Genomic DNA, 19,731 nt, shown 5'->3' with positions numbered 1-19,731 from the left:
TAAATCCGATGAACCCTTGAAATATAAGGTTTTTTTAATGGGTTAATCACAAAGATAAATTTTGAAGGAAAATAGTCTCTATTGTCGAATTGTATAATTTATGTAAAAAGGAGTTGAATGTTGTTGAAATTTACCTTACTTGATAATGGGGCAGACTCATTAAGATCTGCTTACGAAAACTTAGAAATATTAAAGGGTATTGCTGATGGTGGAGAACATAGATTAAAAGATGCTGTAATTTTTCTTAATCATGGTGTTGAACTTTTATTAAAATACATCCTTAAGCAACGCAGCCCAGCTTTAATGTTTGAGAAAATCGAACCATATTTAAAGGCAAAACAAGACTTAAAAAAAACAAATGGCAATCAAAAGACGGTCTTTGATATAGATAAAAATTTAAGAACTGTAAGCCTTTTAGAGGCATTAAAGAGAATCGAATACCTATGCGATATTGAAATACCAGAAAAACTTAATTCCACAATTCTCTATGTTAATAAAATTCGTAATAATTTTATGCATTATGAAGTGGAACTTGAAGAAAATGAAACTGAAACCTTGGTTACTAACTTACAAGTCTGTTATGAACAAGCCGTAGAATTCCTCGAATCTCACATAGAAGACTTAGAAGGTTATATTCAAGATTCTCGTTTTGAACTTACCGTTGAAGAGTATCAAGAACAACAAGCAGAAATGTGGGCAGAAATGCATTACGAAGAAATGAGACTTGAAGAGATGGAACGTGAACAGGATGAAGGTCATTGGTACGGGCGTCCTTAGTTGGATGCTTTTTTATTATCTCGAATTGTTCAATTTAGAAGTAATTAACTGTTATTTATAGTAAGGGGGATTAGTCAAAATTATGCTTGGTTGCCTCTAGTGGACACCAGCCTCAGAAACTTTTTTATGCACAATCCAACAGCGTCAAGGATTTTAGCTTTACAGTTTCTTTGCCTTCATTCAAAGATCACCCTCATGCACAACCCCGCTTTTCATAGCTTTTAATTCATTGGTTCTAAAATTTAGAACATAAAAAAGAGACAAACACTGATTGAGTGTCGCCTCATTGTATGTCATAGCACGAAGTTAGACAAACTGTTTTCTATTTCCTCGTCAGTTATTCCGATATATCGCAAAGTAATTTCAGGGTGTGAATGGTTTAGTATCTGCTGTAGAGTTGCTATGTCTTTAGTTTGTTTATAGTACCAGTAGCCGAACGTTTTTCTCATTGTATGAGTTCCGATACCGTCAGTAATATCCACCATATCAGACGCTTTATTTAGCTGTCTATACGCCTGGATTCTGCTAATAGGCTTATCTCCCTTGCGAGAAGGGAACAGCCATACAGTGCCTTCTAAAGTCCCTATGTAATCGTTAAGTTCCTTGTATATATTCGTAAGGTGGATAGTACGAGGTTTTTCTGTTTTTCCCTCTTTAACAGCTAGTTTCTTTTTCCCCTTAATGTCACTGATCTTTAATTTCAATAAGTCACTGACCCTTAAACCAGTATTGATACCAAATAAGAACATTATGTAGTCACGTTCACCGCACCATTTCTTTAATGACCATTTCATATCATTTAGCTGTTCAAGTGACCGAATCGGCTGTACATCTTTGATTTCATCTTTTTTGCTATTCATAAAGTTACCTCTCTCTATGTTAGTAAAATCAACGTTTTGAATGTAACATATTTTATAAGTAACCTCAGTATAGCATGTTTTTAAGAGAAGTCTATATAAATAAGTAATTTGAATGTAACATTTTAAGTGATAAGTTACTTTGAATAATAATCTTCTTTTGCTTTATCAATGAAATTTTCAACGTCTATAATTGTTTTGACAAGATCGTTCTTTATCTCGTGTTCCCAAACTCTTTTTATTTGCCAATTCTTACTATTGTAGTATTCATTTACTTCTTTATCCCGCTGAATATTACGTGCGAGTTTATTGTTCCAGTATTCTTGATTACTTTTAGGTTTATTTCCATGTATGGGGCAGGAGTGCCAAAAACAAGAATCAATAAAAATAACGATTTTATATTTTTGGATAGCGATATCTGGTTTTCCGTATAAAGCTTTTACATTTTTCCTGAACCTGTACCCCTTTTTCCATAACTCTTTAGTGAAAATGTTCTCAAGTTTAGATTGAGAACGTATTGCCTGCATATTTTTCCTTCTTTGTTCTGAAGTCAAGTTATCTGCCACAGATAATCACCCTTATTTGTATGTGTCCTATCAATTTATTTGCCCATGATTTTATTGAATAAAACATAAAAGACCTCTAAGAGGCCTTTAAGTTTAAACTTGCTTTTCACTTTGGAATAAGTCGTAGCTTCCAATTTCGCAAAAATCAATAGAGTAATGCTTTTCTGAATGTTTATAGACGATTACAGAATCAATGCCTAAAACTTGAAGGTATTCGTAAGTTAATAATTCTCTTTCTTTTAAATCAAGTACTTGTCGTAACATCCATTCTCCTAGGTCTTTATTAGGATTTGACATTAAGGCTTTGCTGTTATCTTGACATACTTTTGCAGATAAGAGTGATTTGTCAGGCAGTCTTAGTTGGAAGTTCTCATCTCGTGGTGGGAAAAATGTTGGAAAAACATCATGAATCCATTTCGGAATTGGAATGTAAACCTCATCATGGTGACGTGGTCGACCACTAGCATTCCACTGATTTAAACCGCTTTTCTCAGGTACATGACGTTTGTTGCCTCGGTCTGAATATAGGGGGAGGATAACATGTTTATCTGATACAATTTTTTGCTTTGAAGCACCTACTGAATAAGGTGGGTCTACAAAGATCATATCGATTTGTTCTGCTTGTTTAGATTCTTTCTTATAGTCTTCAACTTGTTCAAGAATTGATTTGAATGAATAAGTCTCAACTTTAGGCAACATGATTTCAGCGAGTTTTGCTAAAGCACTGTAAGGATTTTCAAGAATCTTAACTTCGATTTCTGCTAAAGGTTCAGTGGTAATGAAGCGTTTATAGAGTGTGCTTTTTGTTAAATTGAAGCTGTACTCGTTTTTGCCGTCCTCAAAGGTAATCGTATTCTTGTTGCTGAGGCTGATATTTCTGATATTGGCAATGTCGACTTTGTCCATTGGCGATTCAAAGATAAGAATCTTTCCAGGCTTTCTCGTAACGCAATGGTAGATCATTGACTTCAAACGATAGGTACGCATTGTAAAGTCAATACGTTCATTGCGAAGGGTTGCAACTGTATTGATTAGTTCTTTTGGTAACTGATTACGGTAAAGTTCAGAGTCTTTGTTAAACTCAGCTACTTTTTGAAGTGTTCTGCCGTTCCCGTGAATAAAGGTTTTTATTCCAATACCGACACCGTCTAACGCAGCGTCCGCTGAACAGTCGGATCTCCCTAAGTTGTCAGCACCAAAAGCTTCGCAATAGGCATTCTCTACATTTCTTGATACAAGATATGGAGTGTCGTTATTAGAAAAAAGATTTGATAATGCACCAGCGGACATTAACATTTTTTTATACGATTGACAGTCCTCGTTTGGTTGTAAGTTAAACAACATAATTTTTCCCCCTTTATTTTAAATCGTCTTTCAATCCAAGTAGATAGTCAGCAGATACTTCCAATTTTTCAGCAATGTGCCGTAAAACGTCCGAAGGAGGCATTCTTTTATTACTTTCATAAAGTGACCATAAGCTTGGAGAGACATTACATAAGTTAGCAGCTTGTTTTGAGTTCAATCCCTTTATCTCACGTGCATTCTGAATTCTATCTCCTAAGAAATCCAAATGTTCCCACCTCCTTGTTGTTATTCATAGTATCACCAAGGGTAGTAAAAATAGTCCGAAGTTTACTAAGAGTCAATTTTAAAAATTTACTCTAAGTGAATTCATTACATATTTATGTGAGATGATTTTGTTTAATTCCTTATTGTTCTGTGATAAAATATCAATACATTAGTAAAACTGATGTTCGTAGGAGGTAATTTTATTGACATATAGAGTAGGTAGCATGTTTGCTGGTATTGGTGGTACATGCTTAGGATTCAAACAAGCGGGTGCCGAAATAGTGTGGGCAAACGAAATGGATAAAAACGCGTGTATAACTTATAGAGAGAATTTTGGAGACAGTTACTTACTAGAGGGTGATATTACAAAAGTGGACAAGTCCACGATTCCCCAATTAGATATACTGATTGCTGGTTTTCCATGCCAAGCTTTTTCAATAGCTGGTTATAGAAAAGGGTTTGAGGATGACAGAGGTAATGTTTTTTATCAGATCTTAGAAGTTATCAAGGCCCAAAAAGAAAAGCCAAAAGCCATTATGCTAGAGAATGTGAAAAACCTTGTTTCGCACGATAAAGGCAATACTTTCAAAGTAATTGAAGAGGCACTTACTTTTCATGGGTATCATATTAAAAAGGCAGTTCTGAATTCAATGGAATATGGAAATGTTCCTCAGAATAGAGAACGAATTTACATTGTAGGATTCTTAGACGAAAAAGAAGCAGAGGCTTTTGAATTTCCGAACAGAATCCCATTAACGAACACATTGAATAATGTTGTAGATCGGTACAACAAGTTAGACGGCAAGTATTACTACAATGAAACTTCTCAGTATTATGAAATGCTAAGAGAATCAATGACGAAAACTGATACTACATATCAGTTGAGAAGAATTTACGTAAGAGAGAACAAAAATAATGTTTGCCCAACTCTTACTGCTAATATGGGTACAGGCGGTCACAATGTTCCTTTAGTACTTGATTTCCAAAATAATATTAGAAAACTTACACCAAAAGAATGTTTAATGTTACAAGGATTTCCTGAGAACTATACTATCCCTGAAAATATGGCAAATAGTCATGTATATAAACAAGCTGGAAACTCGGTTACCGTACCAGTCATTAAACGCATTGCGTCTAATATCATTAAAGTTCTTGATGGGAAAACCATCGCAGAAGAAGAGAAGGTAACTGTTTAATTTCAAATAATATATTCATAAAGATAGGACTTCATTTTGAAGTCTTTTTTTTATGATTTTTTTACTTATGGAGAATGTCACTATCAAAACTCAGCACATTTGATTGAGGGTATTTTCAAACGTAAGAATAAGGGGTTACGGTCAATCAAAAGTAACTGTCAAAAATGAAGTGGTGTAGGTTGCTAATAAAATACTGGTAGGTGTAGCTGCTATATACCTCAGCATATCACCCCACAGTACAGCACCCATATAGACACCACACGACAGCCTCAAACACGTCCATAAGAGACAACTACTGGACACGCATGAGTAAGAGTAGAGGGATAGGAGAGGGACACGTCATGAGTACAGCAACAGACAGCGAGGCAACAGACAAAGAGAAGAACAGGACAACAGCATGATAACAGCAAGGAAACGAATGAAGAACAAATAAAAAAAAGGGAAGAATGAAAGTAATGAACTTATGTACTATTATCACTAAGTGAATGGCAAAGATCAGTGGAAAACTGTAAACGCTGGAAGGGGGTATATAGGGGGGGGACGGGGGGTGTCTCAGGGGGCGGTCTGGTGCTTACAAAATATACACCATATTTTTAAAACCTTTTCAGGCACAATGAGTTAACTTAAGTTAATCTAAAGTAAGTTAATGTAATTACCACAAATAATAACTGTTGTCAATAAAAACATTTACTTTTTTCTATCCTTTTGATAAATTGAATTTATCAGTTGAAAAGAGGTGGAAGTCAGATGAAGTCAAAATTAAATGTGAACTGTAATTTGGATACTGAGGATAAAGAGAAATTTAGTGATTTGATGGATAGGTTTGTTGCTGAATCTTATGGAAGGTTTCATCAAGCGGATTGTTTGAGGCAATGCATAAGATTTACTTTTGATAATTTTGATGAAGTTAATAGAATGAGAGATATTATAGAAACTCAACAGATAATAATTTTAGAACAGCAGAAGAAAATTGAAGGTGCATTGTATTCTCTAAAATAAGGAGGGGTGGTTAACAGTTTTACAAATCTTATAACTGAAAATCACGGCAAAAAAATTCGCAACATTTTTTAGAACCTTTTTATGCACAAACATAGATAAAAGGAGAGTAGCAACTATGCAGAAAATGACCGCAAAACAAATACTAAAAGCAATGGAAGAAATGGATAATGGGGAACGTATTAAACTGTTATCAGTATTAGCGGAAAAGCATTTCGGAAAAAAGCCACCGACCATAGAGGAAATAGCCAAACTAAACTATGTGGCTATGTATGGTGATGAAAAGTAGTTATACATAAAAAAGAGACTAAGAGTAATTAACCCTTAGTCTTATTGTTTTTTGTTAGCACAATTCTTACAGAAAGGGAGTTTCCCTAAAAAACCTATTTTAGTATTTTGGAACAGGTTAATGTCTTTAACTTCCTGACAGTTATTACATTCCATATACAGCTTACCAGCCTCGTCTATATATACTTTACGTCCTCTAGCAGTAGCCTTAAAGAAAGTAAGGTTAACTGGTTTTTCTTCTGCTTTCTTAAACAATGTATTAGCGTAATAGTCTATTAAATGAATATCTACACCAGTTTTATTCCTAATTGTCTGATAAGGTTGACCCTCGTTTAAGAGTTCGTCTAACTGTGCTACTAGTTTAACACCGTCTATTTTGGCATTCTTTTTACTCTTATCGTTCTTATTGAACCTTACATAAAAACGATAACCGTCCCTATCTCCATAAGGTAAACCGCACTCGTGCCTCTGATGATCTTTGCCAATAATGTGACCCGCTTTACCGTAAAAAGCTACACCACATTTATGACAATAGAACTTCATTGTAGAATGTAGATTAAGGTATTTCCTTAGAGGTTCTACAGCACCGTTATAGACTTCTTTTAGCTTTTCTTCATACTCTAATCTATTCATAGGAGAACCACCTTTATTAGTTAAATTAGTACAACAAAAAAACCCACCAGCATAAAGCCGGTGGGTTTAGATTGAGTTATATTAGCCTTGATTAACTTCAATGCTTACATTAGGTGTAGTTCCAGCTACTACAAAACGGAAACGGTGATAAGGTTTCTGTTTAAGAAAAACGAATTTCTCATTAAGCTTCACAGCATTATAAACCTTAGTCATGGCAGAATCTGAAAAGGTTACATTGTCATCAGATTCTTGAACAATTACCTGTACACTAGCACCAGCACCACTAATCGCCTTTACATCAATTCGTAAATCAATAACAGTACCCATTCCATTATCAAAAGAATTACTGTTCTTTGTTGCTGTTAAACCATTCTCGACTACACCTAATAAAAAATCATATGCCATTTTTCATGACCTCCTTAGCTATTTGTCACACTTTCTGTAATTTGTTTTGCCAGTGCGACCTTTTCCATAAACTCTTTTTCTTCTTGTTCTTTCTGTTTTACAAGCTGTTCTTTAATCCCAGTGTCAGCCATCCGACTAAGCATAGATTTACCGACTTCTTTATCATTGATAGGGGAAGCTTCTTTAACGTCACCCAACTCATTCTGCATAGCTATTCCACATTCCATAGCTAGAACAGGTGGAAGTCCTTTTAATACTTCCATGTTACCGTTCTTTAGTTCTTTTAAAATATGTTGTCTTACAAAGCCTGTAGCTGTCATTAAATTTGCCATTATTCCACGTCCATTTCTTTAGGTTCTTTTAGTCCTTGTGGTAAATTACCACGACAAGCAGAAAACACTTCATTCTTAGAAACCACACTAGTTTCAAACCAACTAAAAGAAGGCATAGCGTTCTCGTAGGTAAATGAGTAAGCTAGACGAGGATATTGTTCTAATACCTTGCTATCTCCAAAAACCTCGTCAATGTCAGGTGCAATCTCATAGTATTGTTTCTGCATTTGTTTCCCTATGTCACTAATCTCTTTCAACATTAGATAGCGATATTTCTCAGCGATCTTAGTAGCGTTATATTCGCCAACAGTGGTTTTATTTAACGCTTCACGATACTTAGGAACAAACTCTAGTTTTAGTGCTGTACGTTCCTCAGCCAGTTCTTCTAATAAAACTTTAATAATGTCAGTCTTTTGGTGTATCTCTTTAGCCTGTATCTTGAAGTAAATCATTTCTGAGGCTGTAGCACTTTCCTGGTCTAAAAGAATATTAGTTAATTCCTCTTGCAGAACCATTAGTTCAGCGTTTAATTCTCGTTCTTGTTGGTCTAATTCTTTCACCTTTTCTTTATAAGCAGCGACCACTTTTTTTACCTCAACAAATAAGTCTCTAACCTCAACTTTTGCCATTATTACATTCCCCCAATTGTTTGTTTTTCCTTAACCACCATAACGCCTTTTAACAGTAGCAACAGTGCAATAGTAATCATCATTTGTAACCTCTCTGTTCTTTCATTTCAAGCGTTTTTCGGACACTAGCGAGTTCAATGTTAGAAACTCTTAATTTTGCGATAGCGACCTTAAACTTTGACTGATAATAAGGGGTAAAGGCTATTTGACCTTTTTCCAATTTAGCAATAGTGCTGTGGTCAACACCCATATAATCAGCAAAATCTGAAAGTGTTTTGTTTCTTAAATGCCGTACTGGTTTGATAAACCTGTGGTCGTATTCTTGGTTATAAGGCAACCTTGAATTAGTCGTGTACAATGTTCTCACCCTTTCTCAGGTTCTAAAATTTAGAAGTTGAAAGCCAAATAAAAAAAGGTACGGCAATTTGCCATACCTAAGCTAAAAGGAAGATCAACCAATGTCATTTAACCGCAAGGGAATGATAGTTCCCTTCTCTTTATAGTCTGTGAGATGGAACAGTTTACTGGGTCAAATTAAAAGTTTTTTAAAAATTTCTGTCCTATTTTATATCCACTTCGCAAGTACCTAATTGAGAGGTACGCTGGTTATGAAAAAGATAAGGGAATTAAACTAATGTCCTAAACTGACCTTATTTTGCAAGTGCCTCTTTGAATAGAAGAATTCAGGGGGGTACTGAAATAATGGATAAAGTAGCAACTAAGAAAAAGAAACCTATAAAGATAACTGTACAAGTTTTAAACCAACCTTCACATGAGACAATAGTAAATACAGCAAGGATTTTAAAGACTTTAGGCACTTCTGCTTAAGGTCTTTTTTTATTTTTTAAAAATTATCCCCAAAAACTGAACATACCGGATCGGGCAAGACCACCACCCTCTACTCCCTGATTGAAGAAACAAAATCCCTTTTACAACGGAATATCATCACCCTGGAGGATCCAGTGGAGCGCAAAAGCAAGAATGTGCTTCAGGTCCAGGTGAATGAAAAGGCGGGAATCACCTATACCACGGGTTTGAAGGCGATACTCAGGCATGACCCTGATATTATCATGGTTGGCGAAATCCGGGACGAGGAAACAGCCAAGATTGCAATCCGGGCTTCCATGACCGGGCACCTTGTATTGAGCACCTTGCATACGAGGAATGCAAAAGGGGCGGTCTATCGCCTTTTGGATGTAATCGTTCACCAAGTTTGAGAATTTACCCAATAACCTTGAGACACTTCCATAAACTCTGAGATGCGAAACATATCAGAACACGGATATATCAAGTTCTTGTATCAAAATGCTTGAGACAAAAAATGCCTCGAAAATTTCACCCAATCTCACACTTCATAAACGATGAGACTCCGATATTTTTCCTTAATGTTTGAGATTCAGTAGTTATTTCCATTCATAAGTTTGAGACCGCAACCATGTTTCAAGACCAATACAAAGAAGGATGGTGTATAAATGATAAGTACAAAAGATTTAGCTGTAATGAAAACTGCCTACGAAAAAATCTATATTATTGAAAACTTGCTAAGGATGTACATATCAAAAAGAATGAAGGCAAAGTATGGTGAGCACTGGTTTTATATTGCTCCAAATAAGACCTTAAAGAGAATGCCAAAGGGAAGTTTTGACTCAAAAAACTTTCACGATCTCGAAAGCTACCTGCATATATACTCTGCCCTTTTTAAAGAAGTATCCCCTAATTTCACCTTTTACTTGCGACCGCTTTATCCAATAAGAAACAAAATAGCTCATAATCAGATGTTAACAGGTGAAGAACTGTCTCAGCTTACAGAATCTTTTCAATATATAACGAACATATTTGAATTTAATGGAGAAGGTGTTTTAAATTGACAGCTACCTGAAAATTGTGAGAAAATAGGTCAAAGATAGTCAAAGTCAAAAAAAGGTGGTAATGTTTATGGAAACAAGAAAAAAACAGATTGAACTGTTGATAAAACTTAGAGAATCAGCACTTGAGCAGTTAGACACCATGGAAAAGTCCGTAATAGAGAAAAATAAAAAAATCGCAGCACTTGAAAGCCAGTGGGAACATATTAATGAATCTCAATTGTTTTCCACTATAGGTGATCAAAGTGCCGAGGACTTCTTTGCATTTCAAATTGAGTATGAAAAGAAGAACCTATCAAGCCTGCTTAAAGATAAAGAAGATCATAATGAAAAGTACAACAAGCAGATAGAAATGATCGATGCATCAATACAAAAACTATCCTTAGAAGCAAACTGAAATTTCAATCCATAAAAAAAGTAGCCCCATGAGTCAGTGATTCGGGCTACTTTTTTAACTTAGAGAAAGAATGTGATAATTGGTTTACCAGAAACCTTTGAAAAATTTTTTCACTGCACTTCCAACTCCAATGGAAACAGCTATGCCAGCTGCTATTGGCAATGCCGTAACCGCAACCGCTGATGCCCCTACTAAAGTTGCACTTGATATTCCTAAACTGGCTAAACCAAGAGTGGTACCCGCCGTAGCTAATATCCCTGATGTGGTAGAGACTGCAGCTGTAACTCCCCCTTCAGTGCCTTCTTTTATAATTCTTTTGGCATATTCCTTCCCTGTAATATTCCCATTAATGTAATCTCCAGCTGAAGAAAATGCTTCTAAACCTGCAGAGACCGCAGCTCCAAAGAAAGCGGATTTTTTTGCTACATTTGATAATGAATTGATACTACCAATTTTACCTAAAGCTCTTTGGGCAATTCTAGTTGTATCCGAGGAGGATATTCCTGATGAGTGCATTTTTTGAGTTATCTTGATCCCTTTTTGAGTTTGTATAGCTACTTTAGATTGAAACGCCTTTGTTGTTTCCTTTGTTCCTATTAACAATGTTCTAGAATATTTCCCGTTTTTAACCTGTTTGATTGTTTTATCAATACTGTTGACAGTATCTTTTAACTGCATTCGACCGACGATTTTCGTTCCTTTTTTCACTAACAAATCATCCCTAATTGCCGATTTTGATTTTGATAAAACTGTTTTTGTCCCACTAATTAAGTTCTTAACATTAAGTTTATCTCTGTACATCACTTCATGAACTATCCCATGTAACTGTGGATTTCGCCCCGCTCTGGTTAAAGATTCTACGGCAACTTTCCCTTCATAAAATTCTTTCACGGTCATAATTGATTTGCTAATTATTCCTCGGCTTTTCGGTTTATATAATTGCGGATTAGTAAACTGTTCTGTAGATTTTTTTCTTTCGGATAATTTAGCGTCATTTATGCCAATTTTTTTTGATTGAATAAACTTTCTTTCTTTCAGATATTTTTCTCTTTTTTCATTTAAAAGGATTGCTATCGCTTCTGAAAGTTCTTTCATAATATCAAGTATTTCTTTCGGGAATTCTATAGATGCCCCATTGATTTGTTCCATACTCTATTTCCTCCATTCATTTAATACTCCAAATTAACTACGTCAAAAGATACAAAAAGTTTCATCTACAGTTGGTGTTATTTAAAAATAAAGTAAATATTAGTAATATTTTGTTATAATTAGTAGTGGCAACATGAATTATGAACACCAATAAACATGTCTTTAAATAGTGAAGGAGGAGTGAGAATGACAAATCCGTTTTCAGCAGGAAGCTCTGCGGTCGGATACTTATATCAAATTAGATATGCTTTATTGATGATAATGAAAAAACATCCTGTCGATATTTCCATCGAAAACTTAGACGATATAGAATTTGAGAGAGAAGGAACACCTATAGAACTTCTTCAATTAAAGCACCATTCAAGCAAACGCCCAGCCAATTTAACTGACAGCTCTTCAGACCTTTGGAAAAGTATTAGAATATGGTCTGAAGCGATTAAGAACAGCACTATTACAGTTCCAGGGGTCATATTCAGTCTTATTACTACTTCTAAAGCTTCGTCAGGTTCACTTGTATCTTTGTTAAAAGCGGATAGAAACAGAGATTCAAGAGAGGCTCATATTAAGTTATTAGAGCATATTAAACATTCTACTGGAGAAGGGAATAAACCAGCATATGAGGCTTTTTTATCTCTGGAAGACAATCAGCAATACCGACTTGTAGATAGTATTTACGTCCTTGATCAGGAAGCGAACATTGTTGATCTGGTAAAAGAATTGAAGAATGAGTTAAAGTTCGCTGCAAAACCTGAACACATTGACCCTTTGTACGAAAGGCTAGAAGGTTGGTGGTTTGAAAAGTCTGTTAGTCATTTGTTCTTCGGATCTAATGAAACAATAAAAGGTTCTGATGTCCAAAAAAAGATACAAGAGATAAGAGATCAATTAAAACCAGATTCACTTCCAATAGACTTTGCAACAGCTGACACACCAAATGAATTTTCAGGCGACAAAAGGATTTTTGTTGAGCAACTTAAAGTCTTGTCATTAAAAGACTCACGTATAAATCGAGCCATAAGAGATTTTTATAGAGCATCTTCTCAAAGAGCAAAGTGGGTTGATGAACAACTCATTAGTATGAGTGAGTTAGAAGACTATGAAAGAAAGCTAATGGAATTTTGGGAAGAAGAGTTCGATATCTTAAACGAGGATATAAGCGATTATTCAGATGAGGAACTACTCGAAAGGTTGGGTAGAGATTTTTACAACAATGTAATGAAAATTCCTTATCTAAATATCAGAAATAATGTTACTGAACGATATGTAATGGTAGGGAGTTTTCACATTTTAGCCGATCATATTCCCTTTAGATTAGGTTGGCATCCAACATATAAGGATAAGCTTGCTTATCTCTATGATACTAAGGGGGATGACCATGAACAAATGGGATAATCGACCTGTAGAAATAGCAAATCTCGTAAACCCATCATTTTGTGCTTTTTTAATTCATGAGATGGTTAAGGGATATGAGGAGATTGCCGACGAAAATCGTGGAATAACATTTGAGCTCTTTTTTCTAGCATTGCCAATACTTCTTCACAAGCCCACAAAAGAATTGCTTCCTAGAACCACTCGTACATACATGCATTCTTGGTTACAAAGTAATCCAAAAGTTAGAATAGGATTTGCATCTAGAGCAAGAGAGATGGTCCCTTATACAAAAGAAGCAATCCATTTTTTAATGATTAGAGATTTGTTGATTGTAAATGAAGAGGGGTTTATATCAACATCTACTTCTAGGTTGCGAATAAGAATAGATTCTGAAGCAAAAAGGTACCTTTTGGATTACCAGAAAAAAGCAAAATTTATTGGTAAGTGGTTTGCTCTAACAGGTACAAGTTCGACCATCTATACAATGTGGGGGGTAAGTCCATGACACTGCAAATTAAGGAAATTATTCTATACAATCAAGAAGGTGAAATTAGAAGTATAGAATTCCAACCTGGTAAAGTAAATATCATAACTGGAAAGTCCAAAACGGGGAAATCAGCTATTATTGAGATTGTTGAATATTGTTTGGGTCGTTCAGAATTTTTAATTCCCGAAGGCGTTATCAGAAAAACAGTCGCCATGTATGCTATAAAGTTACACTTAAATGACGAAGAAATCTTTATCGCTAAAGCACCGCCAGAGGGTCAAGGGCAAAGTCAGAGCGGTGCTTATATAGAATTAGGTAAAGATATTACTCCTCCGCCATTAACAAGTATTAAACCTAACTCGAATGAACATAGTATTGTAGAATTCTTAGGAAACAGTATAGGTATTTCACCAAATAAACATGTTCCAAAAATGGCTGAATCAAGAGATTCGCTAGAAGGAAATTTCAAGCATGCACGACTATTCCTTTTTCAAAAACAAAGTGTTATAGCCGATGAAAGTGTTCTGTTCCATCGACAAAAAGAGCCATTCATGCCTCAAGCTATCAAGGATGTGCTTCCTTACTTTTTAGGGGCGGTAAGAGAAGATTATATTAAGTTAGAGAATGAGCTAAGAAAAACAAAGCGTGAATTGAAATTATTGAAGAAACAACAATTAGAAGCGGAAATGCTAAGTGGCAGTGGGACAGTAAAAGCCCAAAACCTATTACAAGAAGCAGTGCAAGTTGGATTAGTTGAAGAGGGCTTTGAAGGTAGTGAAGAGGAAGTGATTACCAGATTGAAAGCTTGTCTTTCCTTTAAACCCTCAAATATTCCTGGTATTGAAACGGACGGTATTGAATCGTTAAGAGAAGAGAGATCCAAGCATATCAATGAACTAAATGTAATTGACGAGCAAATAAAAGCTGCAGAATCTTACGCAAATGAAGCATCGGGTTATTCTATACAGGCAAACGAACAAAGATTAAGGTTAGAATCAATTGCTCTATTTGAGGAAGTTGAAGATGGTAGTACTTGCAGGTGCCCTTTTTGCTCTGCCGAAATAGATTCGGAAATTCCACATTTAAGTAATATGAACGATTCCTTGCAAAGATTGCAGACTAATTTACAAGCGGTTGTTAAAGAAAGACCAAAACTTAGAACATACATTGAATCACTTGAAAGTGAAAAAGCAGAAAAGTTAAAAGTAGTTAAAGCTGTATCTTCCTCAATTGAGACATTGATTTATGAACAAGAAGTAGCAAGAGAAATAGAGGATATTAATAGAAGAATATCAAGGGTGATTGGGAGAATCAGTTTATTTTTAGAGAATTATCGTGAAATAGAAGAAGATGATGAATTATTGGTGAGTATTAGTGAAAAGGAATCCCATATCGAGTACTTAGAAGAACTGCTCGATAAAGAGAATAAAGAAGAAATACTCACTTCAATATTGAGTAGGATTTCAAAATATATGACAGATTGGGCACAGGAATTGGAACTCGAACATTCAAATGCACCCTATCGTCTTGATATAAAAAATTTAACAGTTGTTGCTGACCAAGAGGAGAGACCAATCCCACTTAATAGAATGGGGAGCGGTGAAAACTGGCTTGGGTGCCACTTAATTAGTCATCTTGCCCTTCATAAGTACTTTATCCAAAAAAATAGACCTGTTCCTTCATTCCTTATATTAGACCAGCCAACCCAAGTGTATTTTCCACCAGAGATAGATGAAGACCTGGAAGGGGATGTTGAGAAGTTAAAAGATGAAGATAGGAAAGCAGTAAAAATGATGTTTAGGGTGCTGTTCAGTGTTTGCGAGGAGCTATACCCTGATTTGCAAATTATTGTGCTAGATCACGCCAATTTACAGGAAGAAGAATTTCAAGATGCTCTAGTAGAAAAGCCATGGAGAAACGGTAGAGCACTTATACCAAATGACTGGATTAAAAATTAGGATGTATTTGACGATAAGTTATCTATTTGAGGTATATAGAGGGAGGACTAATTATGTCAAAGTGTAATTGCAACAAGTTATGAAGTGGTTAGCAAAGATGATACAGGAGCTTTTGTCAGCTTGAATTATACTTGTCCTAACTGCAATTTTGAAGATCATGACTTGATATTCGTTGGTGCTGCCAACGTTGACAAAATTGATAACGATTTTGAAACAGATAGAACATGTACGTTCTGTGGAGAGGATATAATAATCGAATGTAGGTAGTAATTAGTGTTAATGCACAATGTTAATGCATTATTTGTAGCCATACTCTGTCCACTCTCTTTTAGTTGAATAAGGAAGGTCTCTAAAATAATATGTATCAATACTATGAATCATTTCATGGACATGATACCCTCTGCGGACAGTCTAATAGCAAAAAAATAGCGTTTTAATTCAACCAATCAGGATGGTATTTATGGTAAAATTATAAGAAAAATGTGTATTTTCTAAATTAATAGAATAGGGACGTGAAATAAATGACTATTAAATGTTTTGCATGCGGAAACACAAATGAAGAAGAACTTGAATATAAAACAGTATTTCTAGACGACGGTTGGAAAGAAGTTAAGAAAAAAGATTGGGCTTGCAAAGATAATGAAGATTGCGGCATGAGAATATATGGGTACAAAAACTAGTCTTGGGAGAGGTATAAACACTGATTTTCTTCAATGAATTGGAATCTTTAATAGAATAAAATGATTTATAACAAAAAGCTTGGGATGTCCCAAGCTTTTTTTAGTGTAGTTTGTTGTTGCGAGAAGTTGCGAGAACCTGCGAGAACCTATAATATTTGTGTTGCAATAGTAAGTTGTCTCCAATTTATCTAAATTCCTTACGATTTAATCGTTGCTTTTTTGGCTTTTAAAATTTACGTAGTTGGATATATTAGAAAAAAACAATGAGGAGTCGGTAGAATGGCTAAGAGAAAGGGGAGGTACCGCAAAAAAAGGATATCGAAGAAATCAAATCTAGAAGAATTAATTGTGTCTTTTATGTTCTCTCTATTCTTACTAGGTGTAATTCTAATATTACTTAAAGAGGCAGTTGTAAAGATTGCTTCCTTTTTTGTTCAATTAGATATACTAGGTTGGACTATTACATTTGTGTTTTGTGCGTTCTTATTTGGTCTTTATTTTCTAGCCAAACAAAGGGAAAAGAAGTTTAAAGAATTCAAACAACAAGCACGAGAGTTAAAATTAATTGAATATAGAGTAAAGCAAACAGAAAGAATTAAGGCGAAGAGCCAATTGGAGTCAATTAAAGAGATGCATCATTTTGAATTTGAATACTTTATGAAAGAGGTATTTGAATTACTTGGCTATAAAGCGAACTTAACACCTAAGACAGGAGACGGCGGAAAAGACATTCTCCTTCATAAAAATAAAGAATTAATACTAGTGGAATGTAAAAGGTTCAATAAAACAAAAGTAACAAGACCAGATATTCAAAAGTTCCATAGTGCAATAATTGATATGGAAGCAAAACGGGGCTATTTTGTAACTACAGGTGCATTTACAAAACAAGCAATAGAGTATGCCCTTAATAAATCAATAGAGTTAATTAATGGTGAAGAGCTTATTAGACTACTTCAAAAAGCTACAATTGATATTCCTAATAAAATGAATATTGGGGAAGAAATAAATGAGCAAACAAAAAGGTAGGTGGGTTAGTTGCATATTTTAGATAAACACTCCATTGTTGAACTCAAATTAGCAAGTCTAAACATTCTGAACTCTCTAGTGTTTGATGACATATATACCAAAGAAAACGCTGCGGTGGAATTAAGGGAAGTAATAAACTATTTAGATAGGTTGGACCAAACATTAGATACTATTTCTTAAACAATCACTTTTTACATATTACATTTTCAATACCTCTAAAAATCACAAGCAGTTTAAACATCGTCAAAAACGAAACAAGAAACTCTTAAGTTCTTTCGATTCCGTTATTTCTCCCATCATGTATCTGATGATGTGAAAACAATTGTGATGAACCTTGTATGAGGTAACACTTAGATCATTTAGCATGGCTTGCATGTGTATATGCTGCGGCACTGGAAACACGTCAATCGTTTCATCGCCACGGGTGTATTTTCGAACAGTACGATAGTTACCATCAACAACAATAATTTGCGGTACTTCAGAAATCATTGGATACTGAACGACAATAATTGGTTCTTCTCGAATAGGCATAGAATCATCGACGTATGGAACAGAACCCGTGCTAAGCCTGCTCATTACAATTTCTATAGGTAATGTTTGCGGTTTAAGATGGTATTTGCCAACTAAACTTATCAGCTTGTCAACATCCCAATTCACCGTATAAAAGCTGTTAGGGTTATTGTTTAATCCTATTTCCTGTGTGAAATTTTCATTGGAGAGAATATTTAGCATCGTTTTCTCATGGTATTTTCTCTTTTTTAACTTTGCAATAACCTTCCTATATTTTTCAAGTGTTGCCTTAAGCGGTGGATACTCGTTAACAATGGGCACTCCACGACTTCTGAAAAATTCCCCATTCAATAACAGGTTAAAGTATGGATTAAATTCATACATACTATTTACTATCTCTGTATATTGCCTTTGAACCTCCGAATCAATTTTCATAAACACTCCCCCTTTTCACGCATAGGAAATGTATATGAGTCAAAAGTATCAATATTACCCAATTTATGGATTACAAGAATGAGCCGTATAGATATAATGGTTATAGATGCAAATATTTGTTAGGAGTGGAGAAATGGGGAAATTAGGGAGTGCTGAAGTAAATAGTGTTGTATCTTACTTAGGTGGAAATGGTGGGTATTTGGGGACTTTTACTTATGCTTCACATGCAAACTTTTATCCAAATTATTGTGGACTTGATATCGATCCGAATAGATACGAAGGAACAACAAGAAGCCGTTTTATCCAGATACTTTCTGAATCGAGTGCTGCTGATCAATCGAAGATATTGTTAGGTATTTTAGAGTTGTACCCGCTTCATTACTTTGAAGAAAGACTAGAAGAGGAATTTATTACACCTAGAGAATACCAAAACAAAGAGAGGCTTCACGAAAAAATTAACCTGTGGATTACTCAGCTTGGTGGCGAAGTTATCGAACAAGGCGAACTGAAGCATGATATCGAGTTTGTTAAAGAAGTTCTTCAACAAGCAGATACGTTGATATCAAATCATTCGTACGGTAGTGCAGTGGACCGTGCTCATACAGCTATTCACGGCTATCTAAAAGCACTTTGCGACGAACAAAACATCACTTTTAGTGAGCAAAACGTAAAAATCCAGGATATGTGGAGTAAGCTTAAGACAGATCATCCGAGTTTTAACATTGAGGTTAGAGAGCACCAAAGACCCATCAACCAAACAGTAAATGCAATCGGTAAATTTCTTGAGAACATGAATGACATTAGAAATCGACACGGGTTTTCTCATCCAAATGAAGACATTATTGAGGAAAATGAAGCAAGATTTATTATTAACTTATCCAGAGTTCTTTTGTTTTATATTGACAGCAAGACTAATGAGTAAAGTTGAGGAGGATTAAAAATGAACATACTACGATGCAAACATTGTAACGAGGAATGCAATACCTATTCTTACTGCGAAGGCAATATATATTATTGTTCTTATAGATGCCAGGATGAAGCTAAACGGAATTGCTTAATATGTAATATGCCATTTACAAAGAATGCGTCTAGTTATTCAAAATATTGTTCAAAAGAATGTAATGGAGTTGCTACAAAGAAAATCATTTATTCACCAAAAAACTGTGATGTTTGTAAAAAGGAATTAGCATACAATCATCCTTTAACCGACTTCTACGGTGCAGAAGTATTCTATGCTTGCTCAGAAGAATGCAAAAAAACTTATTTCAGAGATAATCCACCAAATTGGCAGGCATGGAAATCGTGATAGTCCGTTAATTTTGAAAAAAGCCGCTAACTGCTTGCGGCTTTTTCTATTGCTTTTTTGACGAGGAACTCTGCAATCAGAATTTTTACCCTTCTCGCTTTTTCTTCATCGATTTCTGTATTTGTGGATGGGTGATAGACGAATTCAATCTGGTTTGCCAATTTGTCACCTCATGATAATTATTGTACGTATAAGGTTCCAAGTTTGATGTTTTTATCAATATCCTATTTTTGTATAATTTCCTACTGATTCTTTTTAAATGGTACTGTACAATAGTTGGAGAAGCCTTTTTATAATAA

At 35.0% G+C, this 19,731-nt stretch carries 25 protein-coding genes and 1 pseudogene; 14 read left to right on the top strand and 12 right to left on the bottom strand.

What is annotated here, in order from left to right; all coding sequences use genetic code 11:
* Positions 1–123: 123 nt before the first annotated feature.
* Entirely contained in the window at positions 124–777 is a 654-nt protein-coding gene (locus JOC95_RS09950; RefSeq protein ID WP_204415720.1) for a hypothetical protein, read from the top strand.
* 293 nt (positions 778–1,070) lie between these two features.
* Here JOC95_RS09950 and JOC95_RS09945 read toward each other — a convergent pair whose 3' ends face one another.
* The 4 genes from JOC95_RS09945 to JOC95_RS09930 form a co-directional block, all read right to left on the bottom strand.
* Positions 1,071–1,637 (bottom strand): site-specific integrase, encoded by a 567-nt coding sequence (locus JOC95_RS09945; protein ID WP_204415718.1) that lies wholly within the window; start codon positions 1,635–1,637, stop codon positions 1,071–1,073.
* Positions 1,638–1,771: 134 nt separating this feature from the next.
* Complete coding sequence (locus JOC95_RS09940) at positions 1,772–2,200, bottom strand: DNA mismatch endonuclease Vsr (RefSeq protein WP_204415716.1); 429 nt, start codon at positions 2,198–2,200, stop codon at positions 1,772–1,774.
* Between the two features lie 93 nt (positions 2,201–2,293).
* A complete protein-coding gene (locus tag JOC95_RS09935; protein WP_204415713.1) occupies positions 2,294–3,544 on the bottom strand; it encodes a phospholipase D-like domain-containing protein in 1,251 nt (416 codons plus the stop codon).
* A 13-nt stretch (positions 3,545–3,557) separates the two neighbouring features.
* Complete coding sequence (locus JOC95_RS09930; protein ID WP_204415711.1) at positions 3,558–3,770, bottom strand: helix-turn-helix domain-containing protein; 213 nt, start codon at positions 3,768–3,770, stop codon at positions 3,558–3,560.
* 223 nt (positions 3,771–3,993) lie between these two features.
* Here JOC95_RS09930 and dcm point away from each other — a divergent pair, with 223 nt between their 5' ends.
* The 3 genes from dcm to JOC95_RS09915 all read left to right on the top strand — a co-directional run bounded on the left by dcm (position 3,994) and on the right by JOC95_RS09915 (position 6,250).
* Entirely contained in the window at positions 3,994–4,965 is a 972-nt protein-coding gene (dcm, locus tag JOC95_RS09925; RefSeq protein ID WP_239582857.1) for a DNA cytosine methyltransferase, read from the top strand.
* A 747-nt stretch (positions 4,966–5,712) separates the two neighbouring features.
* On the top strand, positions 5,713–5,964 hold the full coding sequence (locus JOC95_RS09920; protein ID WP_204415709.1) for a hypothetical protein: 252 nt from the start codon (positions 5,713–5,715) through the stop codon (positions 5,962–5,964).
* Positions 5,965–6,079: 115 nt separating this feature from the next.
* Positions 6,080–6,250: a hypothetical protein gene (locus tag JOC95_RS09915; RefSeq protein ID WP_204416517.1), complete on the top strand. Its 171-nt coding sequence runs from the start codon at positions 6,080–6,082 to the stop codon at positions 6,248–6,250.
* Positions 6,251–6,291: 41 nt separating this feature from the next.
* Here JOC95_RS09915 and JOC95_RS09910 read toward each other — a convergent pair whose 3' ends face one another.
* The 5 genes from JOC95_RS09910 to JOC95_RS09890 all read right to left on the bottom strand — a co-directional run bounded on the left by JOC95_RS09910 (position 6,292) and on the right by JOC95_RS09890 (position 8,615).
* The gene (locus JOC95_RS09910; protein ID WP_204415707.1) at positions 6,292–6,882 is read right to left on the bottom strand and encodes a hypothetical protein; all 591 of its coding nucleotides are present in this window, start codon (positions 6,880–6,882) and stop codon (positions 6,292–6,294) included.
* An 81-nt stretch (positions 6,883–6,963) separates the two neighbouring features.
* Positions 6,964–7,287 (bottom strand): hypothetical protein, encoded by a 324-nt coding sequence (locus JOC95_RS09905; protein ID WP_204415705.1) that lies wholly within the window; start codon positions 7,285–7,287, stop codon positions 6,964–6,966.
* Positions 7,288–7,301: 14 nt separating this feature from the next.
* Positions 7,302–7,619 (bottom strand): hypothetical protein, encoded by a 318-nt coding sequence (locus JOC95_RS09900; RefSeq protein WP_239582829.1) that lies wholly within the window; start codon positions 7,617–7,619, stop codon positions 7,302–7,304.
* Positions 7,619–8,248 (bottom strand): hypothetical protein, encoded by a 630-nt coding sequence (locus JOC95_RS09895; protein WP_204415702.1) that lies wholly within the window; start codon positions 8,246–8,248, stop codon positions 7,619–7,621. Before JOC95_RS09895 ends, JOC95_RS09900 begins: the two co-directional genes overlap by 1 nt.
* 79 nt (positions 8,249–8,327) lie before the next feature.
* On the bottom strand, positions 8,328–8,615 hold the full coding sequence (locus JOC95_RS09890; protein ID WP_338083084.1) for a helix-turn-helix transcriptional regulator: 288 nt from the start codon (positions 8,613–8,615) through the stop codon (positions 8,328–8,330).
* A gap of 335 nt (positions 8,616–8,950) precedes the next feature.
* Here JOC95_RS09890 and JOC95_RS21540 point away from each other — a divergent pair, with 335 nt between their 5' ends.
* From JOC95_RS21540 to JOC95_RS09875, 4 genes and pseudogenes are all read left to right on the top strand, one after another.
* A complete protein-coding gene (locus tag JOC95_RS21540) occupies positions 8,951–9,076 on the top strand; it encodes a hypothetical protein (protein WP_275580546.1) in 126 nt (41 codons plus the stop codon).
* Positions 9,077–9,111: 35 nt separating this feature from the next.
* Positions 9,112–9,444, top strand: a pseudogene (locus tag JOC95_RS09885) (ATPase, T2SS/T4P/T4SS family); the annotation flags it as partial.
* Positions 9,445–9,720: 276 nt separating this feature from the next.
* The gene (locus JOC95_RS09880; RefSeq protein ID WP_204415698.1) at positions 9,721–10,116 is read left to right on the top strand and encodes a Swt1 family HEPN domain-containing protein; all 396 of its coding nucleotides are present in this window, start codon (positions 9,721–9,723) and stop codon (positions 10,114–10,116) included.
* Between the two features lie 67 nt (positions 10,117–10,183).
* Complete coding sequence (locus JOC95_RS09875; RefSeq protein ID WP_204415695.1) at positions 10,184–10,510, top strand: hypothetical protein; 327 nt, start codon at positions 10,184–10,186, stop codon at positions 10,508–10,510.
* Between the two features lie 84 nt (positions 10,511–10,594).
* Here the strand turns inward: JOC95_RS09875 and JOC95_RS09870 are convergent, their stop codons facing one another.
* Positions 10,595–11,659 carry a hypothetical protein gene (locus tag JOC95_RS09870; protein ID WP_204415693.1) on the bottom strand — a complete coding sequence of 355 codons (1,065 nt, stop codon included), beginning with the start codon at positions 11,657–11,659 and terminating at the stop codon, positions 10,595–10,597.
* Between the two features lie 186 nt (positions 11,660–11,845).
* On the opposite strand from JOC95_RS09870, the gene JOC95_RS09865 reads away from it, so the two are divergent.
* The 4 genes from JOC95_RS09865 to JOC95_RS09850 all read left to right on the top strand — a co-directional run bounded on the left by JOC95_RS09865 (position 11,846) and on the right by JOC95_RS09850 (position 17,181).
* The gene (locus JOC95_RS09865; RefSeq protein ID WP_204415691.1) at positions 11,846–13,051 is read left to right on the top strand and encodes an ABC-three component system protein; all 1,206 of its coding nucleotides are present in this window, start codon (positions 11,846–11,848) and stop codon (positions 13,049–13,051) included.
* Positions 13,035–13,535, top strand: a complete 501-nt coding sequence (locus JOC95_RS09860; protein ID WP_204415689.1) for a three component ABC system middle component — start codon at positions 13,035–13,037, stop codon at positions 13,533–13,535. The genes JOC95_RS09865 and JOC95_RS09860 overlap by 17 nt, the downstream gene beginning before the upstream one ends.
* The gene (locus JOC95_RS09855; RefSeq protein ID WP_204415686.1) at positions 13,532–15,475 is read left to right on the top strand and encodes a DUF3732 domain-containing protein; all 1,944 of its coding nucleotides are present in this window, start codon (positions 13,532–13,534) and stop codon (positions 15,473–15,475) included. Before JOC95_RS09860 ends, JOC95_RS09855 begins: the two co-directional genes overlap by 4 nt.
* Positions 15,476–16,434: 959 nt before the next feature.
* On the top strand, positions 16,435–17,181 hold the full coding sequence (locus tag JOC95_RS09850; RefSeq protein ID WP_204415684.1) for a restriction endonuclease: 747 nt from the start codon (positions 16,435–16,437) through the stop codon (positions 17,179–17,181).
* A gap of 243 nt (positions 17,182–17,424) precedes the next feature.
* Here the strand turns inward: JOC95_RS09850 and JOC95_RS09845 are convergent, their stop codons facing one another.
* The gene (locus tag JOC95_RS09845) at positions 17,425–18,126 is read right to left on the bottom strand and encodes a hypothetical protein (RefSeq protein WP_204415682.1); all 702 of its coding nucleotides are present in this window, start codon (positions 18,124–18,126) and stop codon (positions 17,425–17,427) included.
* A 133-nt stretch (positions 18,127–18,259) separates the two neighbouring features.
* On the opposite strand from JOC95_RS09845, the gene JOC95_RS09840 reads away from it, so the two are divergent.
* Positions 18,260–19,048, top strand: coding sequence for an abortive infection family protein (locus JOC95_RS09840; protein WP_204415680.1), 789 nt, complete (start codon positions 18,260–18,262; stop codon positions 19,046–19,048).
* An 18-nt stretch (positions 19,049–19,066) separates the two neighbouring features.
* Positions 19,067–19,432, top strand: coding sequence for a hypothetical protein (locus JOC95_RS09835; protein ID WP_204415678.1), 366 nt, complete (start codon positions 19,067–19,069; stop codon positions 19,430–19,432).
* A 26-nt stretch (positions 19,433–19,458) separates the two neighbouring features.
* On the opposite strand, the gene JOC95_RS21535 is transcribed toward JOC95_RS09835, so the two are convergent.
* Positions 19,459–19,593, bottom strand: coding sequence for a hypothetical protein (locus tag JOC95_RS21535; protein ID WP_275580545.1), 135 nt, complete (start codon positions 19,591–19,593; stop codon positions 19,459–19,461).
* Between the last annotated feature and the right edge of the window lie 138 nt (positions 19,594–19,731).

Origin of the sequence: Sutcliffiella tianshenii (assembly GCF_016908565.1) — a bacterium.
Lineage (GTDB): Bacteria > Bacillota > Bacilli > Bacillales > Bacillaceae_I > Sutcliffiella_A > Sutcliffiella_A tianshenii.
This window is presented reverse-complemented; position numbering and strand designations above follow the sequence as displayed.